This is a genomic window from Microbacterium esteraromaticum, assembly GCF_017303215.1.
Taxonomy (GTDB): Bacteria; Actinomycetota; Actinomycetes; order Actinomycetales; family Microbacteriaceae; genus Microbacterium; species Microbacterium esteraromaticum_C.
Genome location: NZ_JAEMWU010000001.1, coordinates 682,929 through 695,059 on the forward strand (window position 1 = coordinate 682,929; position 12,131 = coordinate 695,059).

The 12,131-nt window shown below is 68.5% G+C and carries 12 protein-coding genes; 10 read left to right on the forward strand and 2 right to left on the reverse strand.

The genetic code is table 11. From position 1 onward, the window contains the following. Positions 1–80 precede the first annotated feature (80 nt). The 3 genes from JF543_RS03135 (at position 81) to JF543_RS03145 (ending at position 2,903) form a co-directional block, all read left to right on the forward strand. Complete coding sequence (locus JF543_RS03135) at positions 81–1,160, forward strand: DUF998 domain-containing protein (protein WP_307858882.1); 1,080 nt, start codon at positions 81–83, stop codon at positions 1,158–1,160. A gap of 112 nt (positions 1,161–1,272) precedes the next feature. Then, the gene (locus tag JF543_RS03140; protein WP_315900742.1) at positions 1,273–2,700 is read left to right on the forward strand and encodes a glycosyltransferase family 2 protein; all 1,428 of its coding nucleotides are present in this window, start codon (positions 1,273–1,275) and stop codon (positions 2,698–2,700) included. Continuing rightward, positions 2,697–2,903 carry a hypothetical protein gene (locus JF543_RS03145; RefSeq protein ID WP_241263490.1) on the forward strand — a complete coding sequence of 69 codons (207 nt, stop codon included), beginning with the start codon at positions 2,697–2,699 and terminating at the stop codon, positions 2,901–2,903. The genes JF543_RS03140 and JF543_RS03145 overlap by 4 nt, the downstream gene beginning before the upstream one ends. Here the strand turns inward: JF543_RS03145 and JF543_RS03150 are convergent. Then, entirely contained in the window at positions 2,865–3,605 is a 741-nt protein-coding gene (locus JF543_RS03150) for an EAL domain-containing protein (RefSeq protein ID WP_206822718.1), read from the reverse strand. The genes JF543_RS03145 and JF543_RS03150 overlap by 39 nt on opposite strands. A gap of 33 nt (positions 3,606–3,638) precedes the next feature. On the opposite strand from JF543_RS03150, the gene JF543_RS03155 reads away from it, so the two are divergent. The 6 genes from JF543_RS03155 (at position 3,639) to JF543_RS03180 (ending at position 9,740) form a co-directional block, all read left to right on the forward strand. Further along, positions 3,639–4,661, forward strand: a complete 1,023-nt coding sequence (locus tag JF543_RS03155; RefSeq protein ID WP_206550700.1) for a GGDEF domain-containing protein — start codon at positions 3,639–3,641, stop codon at positions 4,659–4,661. Between the two features lie 120 nt (positions 4,662–4,781). Beyond that, positions 4,782–5,846, forward strand: coding sequence for an ABC transporter substrate-binding protein (locus tag JF543_RS03160; RefSeq protein ID WP_347401076.1), 1,065 nt, complete (start codon positions 4,782–4,784; stop codon positions 5,844–5,846). A 46-nt stretch (positions 5,847–5,892) separates the two neighbouring features. Next, positions 5,893–6,939, forward strand: coding sequence for a FecCD family ABC transporter permease (locus tag JF543_RS03165; RefSeq protein ID WP_206822719.1), 1,047 nt, complete (start codon positions 5,893–5,895; stop codon positions 6,937–6,939). Continuing rightward, positions 6,936–7,979, forward strand: a complete 1,044-nt coding sequence (locus JF543_RS03170) for an iron chelate uptake ABC transporter family permease subunit (protein ID WP_206822720.1) — start codon at positions 6,936–6,938, stop codon at positions 7,977–7,979. The genes JF543_RS03165 and JF543_RS03170 overlap by 4 nt, the downstream gene beginning before the upstream one ends. Continuing rightward, on the forward strand, positions 7,976–8,788 hold the full coding sequence (locus JF543_RS03175; protein ID WP_347401077.1) for an ABC transporter ATP-binding protein: 813 nt from the start codon (positions 7,976–7,978) through the stop codon (positions 8,786–8,788). Before JF543_RS03170 ends, JF543_RS03175 begins: the two co-directional genes overlap by 4 nt. Beyond that, positions 8,778–9,740: a siderophore-interacting protein gene (locus JF543_RS03180; RefSeq protein WP_179409324.1), complete on the forward strand. Its 963-nt coding sequence runs from the start codon at positions 8,778–8,780 to the stop codon at positions 9,738–9,740. The genes JF543_RS03175 and JF543_RS03180 overlap by 11 nt, the downstream gene beginning before the upstream one ends. 111 nt (positions 9,741–9,851) lie before the next feature. Here the strand turns inward: JF543_RS03180 and JF543_RS03185 are convergent, their stop codons facing one another. Further along, positions 9,852–10,517, reverse strand: a complete 666-nt coding sequence (locus JF543_RS03185; RefSeq protein ID WP_206822721.1) for a DNA alkylation repair protein — start codon at positions 10,515–10,517, stop codon at positions 9,852–9,854. Between the two features lie 92 nt (positions 10,518–10,609). Between JF543_RS03185 and putP the strand changes: the two genes are divergently transcribed. Beyond that, positions 10,610–12,124 carry a sodium/proline symporter PutP gene (gene putP, locus JF543_RS03190; RefSeq protein WP_179409322.1) on the forward strand — a complete coding sequence of 505 codons (1,515 nt, stop codon included), beginning with the start codon at positions 10,610–10,612 and terminating at the stop codon, positions 12,122–12,124. Positions 12,125–12,131 lie beyond the last annotated feature (7 nt).

The window sequence follows — 12,131 nt, forward strand, 5'->3', positions numbered from 1 at the left end:
GTCAACAGGTAGGGGTGTCGACGCGAGGTGGGGGTGTCGGCGGGAAAGGGCTCGACAAGAGACATGGTTCGATAAGAGACGTGGACAATACCCAGCGACTGCTGCACGCTCAGGCGCGCGCCCTGTGGGCGACGCTGTTCTGCTTCGTGCTCGGTGCCGTCGCCGGTCTCGCCGCGCTGTGGGGCACGGCGCGTCCTTTCACCGGCGAGGGGTCGGTGATCGTACCGACGGCCCTGATTACCGGTGTGATCACCGCCGGTGCGTTCGTCGTCAGCACGCTCATGCATCGACGCGGTGAGACGTTCCCGATGCCGCGCTGGCAGGCCGTCATCTCGGACATCGCGGCGATCGCCGTGACGATCGCGATCGCGGGGGTCGCCGGACTGGGCGTGCTGCTGGCCGGTGAGATCATCGGCACCGGACTGCAGGGTCTCGAGCTCTCGCCGATCGGCGGTGGCCTGATCGTCGGTGTCGCGGCCGCCGTGGGCGGGCGCCTGGCATTCGACGCGGGTATCGAGCTGCGCACCGGCGACATCGCTGCGCTGCTGTTCGCCTTCCTGATCATCGGCACGCTGTTCGCGATGATCACCGCCGCCGACCCGACCTGGTGGCAGCGCAACTTCTCGCAGCTCGGTTCGGGAGGTGGCGGCTGGGCCTTCAACGGCACCCTCGTGATCGCCGGCATGCTCGTCGCCACGACCGGCCTGTACATCGGTCGCGATCTGCACCGCCTGTATGGGGATCGGATGCTGCGACGCATCGCCGTCGTGGCACTGGCCTGGGTGGTGTCGGGCACCGCATTGGCCGCCGTCGGCCTGCTGCCGATCAACAGGTTCCCGACCGCGCACGACATCCTCGCGGTCGGCACGATGGTGCTGATCGTGGTGGCGGTGGTGCTGTCGGCCCGCGTGCTCGCGGGTGGGCGGATGCTGCGGGTGATCACGACGGTGCTGGTCGTGCTGGTCGCCGCCGCGGTGGTCATGACGGTGGCGTTCTCACTGATGTCGGTCACCGCTCTGGAGAGCATCGTCATCGGCCTGGTGCTGCTGTGGATGACGACCTTCGCCCGCGTTCTGGCCATTCTCGGCCCCACCCGATCGCGGCCTTCGCACACGGGGTCGCCACTGCGTACCGAGGCGCGCACGCCCCATCCGGCGTAACCTCTCACCGAACGTTCGGCTTCCCAGCGCAGAAGATGGCATTGTTGGTGGTGAAGCGGTGGGGACGCGCGGAAATACGGTGCCATTTCGGGTACCGGAGTGGAGTGCGCGCGTGAACCGGTTCTTCCAGCGGATCGTCGGCCTCGCGGTGGTTCTGATCGTGGCGCTCGCCGCGGGACTGCTGTGGTGGGGCATCGCCGTCACCGACCCGCCGTCGATGTGGCAGCCCGCGCACGTCACGCTCTCGGGCATCTGGGATGTCGTGTACAACACCCAACTGCCCGATCTCGGCGTGCTCGCCGTCGCGCTGGCGATCGCGCTGATCCTGGTGCTGTTCGTCGTGGTGGGCGAGCGCGTGGTCGCCAATCGCTATCGCCGCGCGGGGGTCGAGGTGACACGGCTCACACTCGCCCCGCAGACCGTCATGGCACGCACCCGCGGGGTCTTCGCCGGTGAGGTGACCGTGACGGTGCTGATCCCCGCGCACAATGAGCAGGCGTCGCTGCCCCACACGTTGACGTCGTTGCGTGAGCAGACGCTGGCGCCGCTGCGCGTGCTCGTCGTGGCCGACAACTGCACCGACCGCACTGTCGAGGTCGCGCGCGCCCACGGCGCCGATGTCTTCGAGACCGTCGACAACGCCCACAAGAAGGGCGGCGCACTCAACCAGGCGCTCACCGACCTGCTGCCGAGCATGGGCGACAACGACTGCGTGCTGGTGATGGACGCCGACAGTCAGATCGGAACCGGCTTCATCGCCGAGGCCACCCGCCGGCTGACCGACGACCGCGCGCTGATGGCCGTCGGCGGCCTGTTCGAGGGCGAAGAGGGGCATGGGCTGCTCGGCCAGTTCCAGCGCAACGAGTACACCCGGTACCGGCGCGAGATCAGCCGACGCGACGGGCGCGTGTTCGTCCTCACCGGTACGGCGTCGGTGTTCCGGGCATCCGCTCTGCGCGCGGTCGCCGACGCGCGCGGCCGTGACCTGCCGGGCAAGCCCGGCGAGGTCTACGACACCGCCGCGCTCACCGAGGACAACGAGCTGACCATCGCCATCAAGTCGCTCGGCGGGCTCACCGTCTCGCCGAAGGGCTGCACCGTGATCACCGAGCTGATGCCGACGTGGCGGATGCTGTGGGCCCAGCGGCTGCGGTGGCAGCGCGGCGCGCTCGAGAACCTGGGCGCCTACGGCGTGACACCGCAGACGATGCGGTACTGGGCGCAGCAGATCGCGATCGGCTACGGCGTGATCGCCCTGTTCGCGTACTTCGCCCTGCTGTTGCTGATGGTGCTGGCGATGGACACCTGGGTGTGGTTCCCGTTCTGGCTGTGCATCGGTCTGCTGTTCGCCGTCGAGCGGATGGTCACCGCGTGGCGCGGCGGATGGCGGGCTCGCGTGCTGGCACTGCTGATCTTTCCCGAGCTGGTCTACGACTGCTTCTTGAACCTCGCGTTCCTCAAGGGCGTCGTCGAGATCGCCTTCGGCCGCAGAGCGACCTGGAAACACGTGCAGCACGCGCCCGAGGAGGTGGCGTCATGATCGCGCCGACCGGGATTCTGCTGCCCGAGAGCCTGCTGTACACCGACTGGTTCGGTGTGCTGGCCACGTTCGTCGCGATCAACACCGTGATCTACGTCGTGCTCGGCGTGATCAAGATGACGCCGAAGATCCGATGGGGACGCCGCACCGGCGCCAACCGCAGGTCACAGACCCGGAGCATCCACCCCGATGCGGCGCCGTAGTTCGGAAAGCTCCCTGCCCAGCTCGGGGGCGGGCGTGGGCATCCCGAGATGGAAGCCCTGGCCGAGACGTGCTCCCAGGCCGCGCGCGACATCGAGGTGCTCGGGCTGCGAGATACCCTCGACGACCAGTGGTGCGCCGACCTCGCGCGACGCCGCGAGCGCCGGTTCCAGACGGGCGCGCGCGTCGGCATCCGCCACGATCTCCCAGAACGGGGCGCGGTCGACCTTGACGATGTCTGGACGCGCGGCGAGGATGCGCGCGGCATCGGCGTCGGCGGTGCCGGCGTCGTCGACCAGCAGCATGCCACCGAGGTCCGTCACGAGGGCGCGGATCTCGGCCAGATCAACATCGGTGGGACCCTCGGTCAGCTCCAGCCCCCACGGGCGGCGAAGCCCCGCCAGGACGTCGGGCAATGCCGGATGCCGAAACGTTGCACCCGCGGCATTCACTGTGACGAACAGGCCGTCGGGCAGTGCCGCTGCGGCGACGACCGCGGTGCGGATCAAGGCGATCTCGAGGACAGTCTGCTCGCCGCATCGGGCGGCGTCATCGAGATGCTGCACGGGGGAACGCCCGTCGGCGAAACGCGCGAGTGCCTCACAACCGACGACGCGCCATTCGGCCAGATCGACGATCGGCTGGAACACGGCGCTGTGTGCGACCGGCACTCCTTCAGAGCCAGGTCCACCGCGCGAGATCACGATTCAGTCTACCCCCGGGGAGCGGAGACACTGATGGACACACACCGGATCGCCCTGCCAGAAGCCGACGAGATGCGGTGGCTGCGCTCGGACGTGATGCGCGGCATGCTGCGGCGCACCTCCACGTACTCGATCGTGACGGCCGCGCTCATGCTGCTTTACTCGGCGCTGGGGTTGGCCGAGCTGTTCGAGGACGACATCTCGCTGTTCGAGGTCGTCCTGTCGTGCGCGATCTTCGCCGGCGGTCTGCTGTTCGCCCTTCTGGTGGCCGTCGGTGGCAAGGAGCTGCCGCGATGGGTGGGGCTGGGGCTCGTCGTGGCGCACACGAGCGTATCGGTCTACTACCTGGGGTTCTCGGATGAGCGGCAGAACGCGATCGCCGCACTGCAGGAGGCGCCGATCATGGCGATGTACTTCTCGTGGTTCTACGGTGCCCGTCTCGCGCGGCCCGGGTGGCTGATCATCCTCGGACTGCTGGGAGCGGCGATGCTGGTGGGTCCGTTCGCCGGCCCCGATGCCGATCAGGCGCCCGCGCTGCTCGGGCCGGTGAACATCATCTCGGCGGGTCTGTTCACCTGGCTGTGTCTGGAGGCGGGGCTCTTCGTGCGGCATCGGGTGCGGCTGGAGAGCAACACCGATGAGCTGACGGGCGTGCTGAATCGGCGTGGGTTCCTCGGGCGTGCACGGGGCGAGCTGCGCCGGGCGCACCGCTACCGGCGCCCGGTCAGCATCGCGCTGATCGACCTCGACAAGTTCAAGGAGATCAACGACGGCGCGGGCCACGCAGCGGGAGACGACCTGCTCAAGACGCTCACCGCGCAGTGGATCTCGCTGTCCCGATCCTCTGACACGGTGGGCCGGCTCGGTGGTGACGAGTTCGCGTTACTTCTTCCTGAGACCGATGAGCAGGATGCCCGAGTGGTGCTGCGGCGCATGCGGGGGCTCGCATCGCACCCGTGGTCGTGGGGCGTGGTGCAGGCGTTGCCGAGCGAATCGGTCGACGACGTGCTGGCCCGCGCGGATGCGCAGATGTACGACCGCAAGCGATCGGAGTGAGCGGGGGCGCCTTTTCGGTTTCGACGCCATGGTGTTAGGTTAGGTGAGGCTTACCAAAGCAGGCCTTCGCCGGTTCTCCTCTGCCGGCACCTCCCGAAACCCGACCCGAAAGGGACGCCCGTGCACATTTCCCGTCTGATGGGCCTCGGAGCCGTTGCGGCCGTGGCCGCCGGCCTCGTCGCCTGCTCGCCCGCCACCACGCCGGAATCGATCGCCGGCGCGGACTCCTCCGGCGCGTTCCCGGTCACCATCGAGCACGTCTACGGCGAGACGACCATCAACAGCGCGCCGGCGCGCGTCGCCACCGTCGCCTGGTCGAACCACGAGGTTCCGCTGGCGCTCGGCATCGTGCCGGTCGGCATGAGCAAGGCCACCTGGGGCGATGACGATGGCGATGGAGTGCTGCCCTGGGTCGAAGACGAACTCGCCGAGCTCGGCGTCGACACCTCATTGATCGGCGACGAGCAGGCCGCGGCCGCCGGTGAGGTGCCCGTGCTGTTCGACGAGACCGACGGCATCGACTACGAGGCGGTCGCCGACACGAACCCCGACGTCATCCTGGCCGCCTACTCGGGCCTGACCCAGGAGGAATACGACACGCTGTCGAAGATCGCTCCCGTCGTCGCCTACCCCGAGGTCGCCTGGGCCACTCCGCTCGACCAGATGATCGAGATGAACTCGGCTGCGCTCGGCCTCGCCGCCGAGGGCGACGCTCTCATCGACGACCTGCAGGCGCAGATCACCACGGCACTCGATGCCAACAGTGCGCTCAAGGACTCGCGGGTGCTGTTCAGCTACCTCGACATGAACGACCTCAGCCAGATCGGCGTGTACACCAGCCACGACACCCGCCCGGGCTTCCTGGAGGGCATCGGCCTGCCCACCCCGGCCATCGTCGAAGAGGTCACCGAGGGCACCGACGGCTTCTACGTGACCGTCAGCGCCGAGCAGGCCGAACGCTTCAACGACGTCGATGTGTTCGTCAGCTACGGCGACGACTCGACCATCGCCACGCTGCAGGCAGACCCCCTGCTGTCGAAGATTCCGGCAGTCGCCGCCGGCAACATCGCCATCCTGCAGGACAGCACTCCGCTGGCCGCCTCGGCCAACCCCTCGCCGCTGTCGATCGGCTGGGGCATCGACGAGTACTTCGCACTGCTGGCCGACGCCGTCGCCGGCGAGTGACCCCGCAACGCCCGAACCGACAGCATCCGACAGGCACCGCGAGATCATGACCGTGACCGCCGCACCCGCCGCTGTGTCGGGCGCCGCAGACCTGCGTCGCCCGACACTGGTGCGCATCGGCTGGCTCGGCGTCGGGGTGCTCGTCCTGCTGTTGCTCTGCGCGCTCTCGGTGGCCTTCGGATCGCGCTCGGTGACGATCGAGGACATCCTGGCCGGCCTCGCCGGACACACCGACACCGTCTCGCAGGCCGCCGTCGTCAAGCGCATCCCACGCACGGTGCTCGCCATCCTCGTCGGCGCCGCGCTCGCGCTCGCCGGGGCCACCATGCAAGCCGTCACCCGCAACCCGATCGCCGATCCGGGCATCCTCGGTGTCACCAACGGCGCATCGCTCGCGATCGTCATCGGCATCGCGTTCGTCGGTATCACGCATCCGCTCAGCTACATGGGGTTCGCGATCGTGGGCGCCGCGCTCGCGGCGGTGTTCGTCTACCTGGTCGGTTCGCTCGGCCGTGGGGGAGCGACCCCGCTGAAGCTCGCGCTGGCGGGCGCGGCCACCTCGGCGGCCTTCGCGTCGCTCATCAGCGCGATCCTGTTGCCGCGGGTCAACATCCTCGGCAGCTTCCAGGCCTGGCAGGTCGGCGGAGTGGGAGGCGCGGAGTGGTCGCGCATGGCGATGGCCGCCCCTGTGCTCGCCCTCGGCGCCCTGATCTGCGTGCTGAGCGCACGTGGGATGAACTCCCTCGCGCTCGGCGACGACATGGCGGCGGGGTTGGGTGAGAACGTCGCCCGCACGCGGATGCTGTCAGCGCTGGGGGCCGTGATCCTCGCCGGCGTCGCCACGGCGATCGCCGGCCCGATCGGCTTCGTCGGGCTCGTCGTGCCGCACATGTGTCGGATGCTGGTGGGCACCGACCACCGGTGGTTGCTGCCGTTCTCGGCGTTGGCCGGTGCCGCCCTGCTCGTCGCCGGCGACGTGATCGGTCGGGTCGTCTCACCCACCGAGGAGATCCAGGTCGGGATCGTCACCGCGATCATCGGCGCCCCGCTGTTCATCTGGATCGTCCGCCGACAGAAGGTGCGTGAACTGTGAACGTCGTCGCTGCATCGGGTGCGCAGGCCGTCATCGCGGGGCGTCGACGTCGGCGGCGCCGGCATGCCGTGTCGAGCATCGTGCTCGCCGCGCTCGTGCTCGCCCTCTTCGCCGTGTCGCTGATGGTCGGCAACACGTTCTACCCGCTCGAGCAGGTGCTCGCGGTGATCCGCGGTGAGCAGGTCGCCGGAGCATCGTTCACCGTCGGCGAGCTGCGGCTGCCGCGCGCGATCACGGCGGTGCTCGCCGGAGCGGCATTCGGCATCGCGGGCATCACCTTCCAGACCATGCTGCGAAATCCGCTGGCATCCCCGGACATCATCGGCATCACCGCCGGCGCCAGCGCCGCGGCCGTGCTGGGGATCGTCGCCTTCTCGCTGTCTGGAGCGGGCGTGTCGCTGTTCGCTCTCACCGGAGCGCTGCTGACCGCTCTGGCGATCTACCTGCTCTCGTACAAGGGCGGATTCTCGGGAGTGCGGCTGATCCTGATCGGCATCGGCGTCGCCGCGATGCTGCAGGCGGTCATCTCATACCAGCTCTCGCGCGCCGCCGACTGGGACATCCAGTCGGCGATGCAGTGGCTGACCGGCAGTCTCAACTCGGCCAGCTGGGAGCGGCTGCCCCCGCTGCTGGCGGTGTGCGCGATCGTCATCCCGCTGATGCTGTTGCGCCAGCGCAGCCTGAGCGTGCTGCGCCTCGGCGACGACTCGGCCGCAGCCCTCGGGGTACGCGTGTCAGCCACCCGGCTCGTGCTGATCATCGGCGCCGTCGCGCTGCTGGCGTTCGCGACCGCCGCCGCCGGCCCGATCGCTTTCGTCGCCTTCATGTCGGGGCCCATCGCCGCCCGCATCACCGGGCCCGGCGCGAACCTGCTGGTGCCATCGGCGCTGGTGGGCGCGCTGCTCGTGCTCGGCGCCGACTTGATCGGTCAGTTCGCGCTCGACGGGCGCTATCCGGTCGGCGTGATCACCGGCATCCTCGGCGCCCCCTACCTGATCTACCTGCTCATCCGCACCAACCGCTCGGGAGGATCACTGTGACCGAGCCCACGATTCCGCATCACACGCTGAGCGCCGAGGGCGTCACCCTCGGCTACGGCGACCGCACCGTGATCGCCGACCTCGATCTCGCCATCGCACCGGGGCGCATCACCGCGATCGTCGGCGCGAACGGCTGTGGCAAGTCGACGCTGTTGCGTGCGCTGGCGCGCCTGCTGCGACCGGATGCCGGCGAGGTGCGCCTCGACGGCGCGCCACTGCGCAGCATGCACACCAAAGAGGTCGCCCGCGTCGTCGGCCTGTTGCCGCAATCGCCGCTGGCGCCCGAGGGCATCGCCGTCGCCGACCTCGTCGGGCGTGGGCGGCACCCGCACCAGAAGGCGCTCGCGCGCTGGACCGCCCACGACTACGAAATGGTCGCCGACGCTCTGCAGGCCACCGGCATCGCCGACCTCGCCGACCGCAGCATCGACGAACTCTCGGGCGGGCAGCGCCAGCGCGTCTGGATCGCGATGGCCCTCGCGCAGGAGACCGACATTCTGCTGCTCGACGAACCGACCACGTTTCTCGACGTCGCCCACCAGGTCGACCTGCTCGACCTGCTCACCGATCTGTGCCTCTCGCGCGGCACGACGATCGTGATGGTGCTGCACGACCTGAATCTCGCGGCGCGCTACGCCGATGAGCTCGTCGCGATGAGAGCGGGGCGGGTGCACGCCTGCGGTGCGCCCGAGCAGATCCTCACCAGCGAACTCGTCGAGGAGGTCTTCGGGATGGCCAATGTCGTCACCGCGGATCCCGCCTCAGGAAAACCGATGATCACACCGATGGGAAGGCACCATGTCCTCTGAAACGAACGCGCCCACCGCCACCCGCACGCGGCCCTCCTTCGTGCTCGGCCTCGCCGAGGTGAAGACGGTCGAACGCGTCTCGCCGAGCTTCGTGCGCATCACGTTCGGCGGTGATGAGCTCGACGAGTTCGGTACGCCGGGAGATGTCTTCGACGTGCGGATCAAGCTCGTCTTCCCGCCGGCATCGGGCATCCTCCCGCCGGTCGATCGCGACGACGACGATTGGTGGGGCGCCTACCTGGCCGTGCCCGAGGCCGAGCGCGGGTCGATGCGCACGTACTCGGTGCGCGACCTGCGGGTCGGTCCAGACGGCACCGAGATCGTCGTCGACTTCGTGCTGCACCTGGAGCCCGGCCTGACCGGTCCGGCGTCTCTGTGGGCGAGCACCGCGGCGCCGGGTGATGCGGTGCTGATGGCCGGTCCGCGCCGGGGGCGCCCCGACCGCGGCGGCATCGAGTACGCCCCTGGTGATGCGGCGCAGGTCTGCCTGGTCGGTGACGAGACGGCGGCGCCGGCGATCGCGCGCATCCTCGAAGACGCCCCGCGCGACCTGCGCGGCATCGCCTTCATCGAGGTGCCGCAGGCTGCCGACGAACTCGCGATCGACGCGCCGAAGGGCGTCGAGGTGCACTGGCTGCCCCGCGGCGATGCCGCACATGGTCTGCGGGTGATCCCGACCGTGCTCGACTACCTGGGCGAGTCCACGGGCGACGCGATCGTCGTGCAGGACGCCGAGGGCGAGGACCTGGTGTGGGAGACGCCCGTGTACTCGGGATCAGGTGAGAGGATCAACGCCGCGGATACGGCGACCGCCGAGCGCTACTTCTGGATCGCCGGCGAGAGCGGCGTCGTCACGACCCTGCGCCGACACCTCGTGAAGGGGCTCGGCATCGACCGTGCCCAGGTCGCATTCATGGGCTACTGGCGCCGCGGCGTCGCCATGCGCGGCTGAGTGCGGCGTCTCCGAAAACAGACTCGTTACCGAGAACAGGATGGATCCGTGGTATCCGTCCTGTTCTCGGGATTTGTCCTGTTTTCGGGAGGTGGGAGCGGATGCCCGGGCTCAGCCCTGGCGCCGCACCATCTCGGCGATCCACGCCGGAGCGAACGGCGAGGTGCAGTTCGGCGGGGTCGGGTAGTCGGCGAGCACCTGCAGGCGGTTGCCGATCTCGAGGGCGCGCTCGCGGTACGTCGGATGCTGGATGCCGATCTGCGCGAGGGTCTCGTTCATCGCCCACTGCTCGCGCGACGGAGCATCCTTCAGCTCGCGCTCGATGCGGTCGAGCAGCGCGTCCAGGTCGAGCCCCTCGGGCTTCTTTACCACGCGCGCCGTGGTGAGTGACCAGGCCGCGGCGCGCGCATCGGCATCCGCGTCATCGAACCACTGCTCCCGCAACGCCTCGGCGTGGGGTGACTTCTTGGCGATGTAGTTGACCAGCCAGTCGTGCGCCTTTGCCGAACGCGTGCTGCGCAGCATCCGATCCACGTCGGCGACAGACAGCTCGCGTGGCTTGCTGATCAGCACGCCGAGCAGCTGCCCCGCGACGTCGTCACTCGCCCACAGTTCGCGCGCCAGATCGGTGTCCATGCCCACCCGCTTGGCCAGTGCTCGCAGTTTGGCCAGATTCACCCCGTGGGCGTCGCCGTGCCGCTCATTGACGGCACGCGCAGTGGGGTCTTCGAGTGCAGCGATTTCTGCCAAGGCATCAGTTGCAGTCATGGTCGACATGCTCATCATGGTAGGCGTGCTGTTGGCAGAAGTGGCCCCGGTTTTCTAGAATCGGTAAGACCGCGGTGACCGCCACCGCAGGAGGGACGTCGATGTCCGACCAGATCTTCACTTATGCTGCGCTCGCTCTCTACTTCGCGGCAATGCTCTTCATCGGCTACATCGCCTATCGGCGAACCGATGACCACGAGGACTACATGCTCGGCGGGAGGAATCTGCCGCCGTGGGTCGCGGCACTCAGCGCCGGCGCCTCCGACATGTCGGGCTGGCTCGTCATGGGTCTGCCCGGTGCGATCTACCTGACCGGCCTGATCGAGGCGTGGATCGCCATCGGTCTGACGATCGGTGCGTACCTCAACTGGCTGCTGGTCGCCCCGCGACTGCGCGCCTACACCGAGGTCTCGCGCAACTCGATCACCGTGCCGAGCTTCTTCGAGAACCGCCTGCGCGACAACACGCGCCTGCTGCGTATTCTCTCGGGCATCGTCATCCTGGTGTTCTTCACCCTGTACATCTCGGCCGGTATGGTCGCCGCGGGCGTGTTCTTCGAGAGCTCGTTCGGCGGTGAGTACCTGTTCGGCGTGGTGCTGATCGGTGTGATCACCCTGCTCTACACCCTCTTCGGCGGGTTCTTGGGGGCCTCGTTCACCGACGTCGTGCAGGGCGTGATGATGATCATCGCGTTGATCGTCGTGCCGATCGCGGCGGTCATCGCCATCGGCGGTATCGACGAGACCACCAGCCTGATCGCGGCGAACACCGGCGACGGACACCTCTCGTGGTTCGGTGGCACGGCCATCACCGGCGCCACGATCCTGGCGATCGTGTCGTCGCTGGCCTGGGGCCTGGGGTACTTCGGGCAGCCGCACATCATCGTGCGGTTCATGGCGCTGCGCTCGCCGCAGGAGGCCAAGAGTGCCCGCCGCATCGGCATGTCGTGGATGGTGATCTCGCTCTTCGGCGCAATCATCTCGGGTCTGGTCGGTATCGCCTACATGGCGGCCAAGGGCATCGACCTCGCCGACCCCGAGACGGTCGTGCTGGTGATGTCGCAGACGCTGCTGCACCCGTTCATCGCGGGTCTCGTGCTGGCCGCCGTGCTGGCCGCGATCATGAGCACGATCTCCAGCCAGCTGATCGTCTCGTCGTCGGCGCTGGTCGAGGACCTGTTCAAGGTCGTCCGCAAGGACGCGCCGAAGCCGAAGACGCTCGTGCTGATGGGGCGCGCGACGGTGCTGGTGATCGGCCTGATCGCCATGCTGCTCGCGTTCACCCCGAACGACACGATCCTCGAGCTGGTCTCGTTCGCGTGGGCCGGATTCGGTGCCGCGTTCGGTCCGCTGATCCTCCTCAGCCTGTTCTGGCGCCGCCTGACCAACTGGGGCGCCCTGGCGGGCATGTTCGTGGGAGCCGCGACGGTGTTCATCTGGAAGGCGCTTGACACCGGCCTCTACGAGTTGCTGCCGGCGTTCGTGCTCGCCCTCGTTGTGGCGGTCGTGGTGAGCCTGCTCACCTACCGTAAGAACGACGAGATCGAGAAGGAGTTCACCGACACCGGGACGATGCTCACGCTGCCGCGTCCGCACGCGGTCGGCGACATGCCCTGAGTCGGAT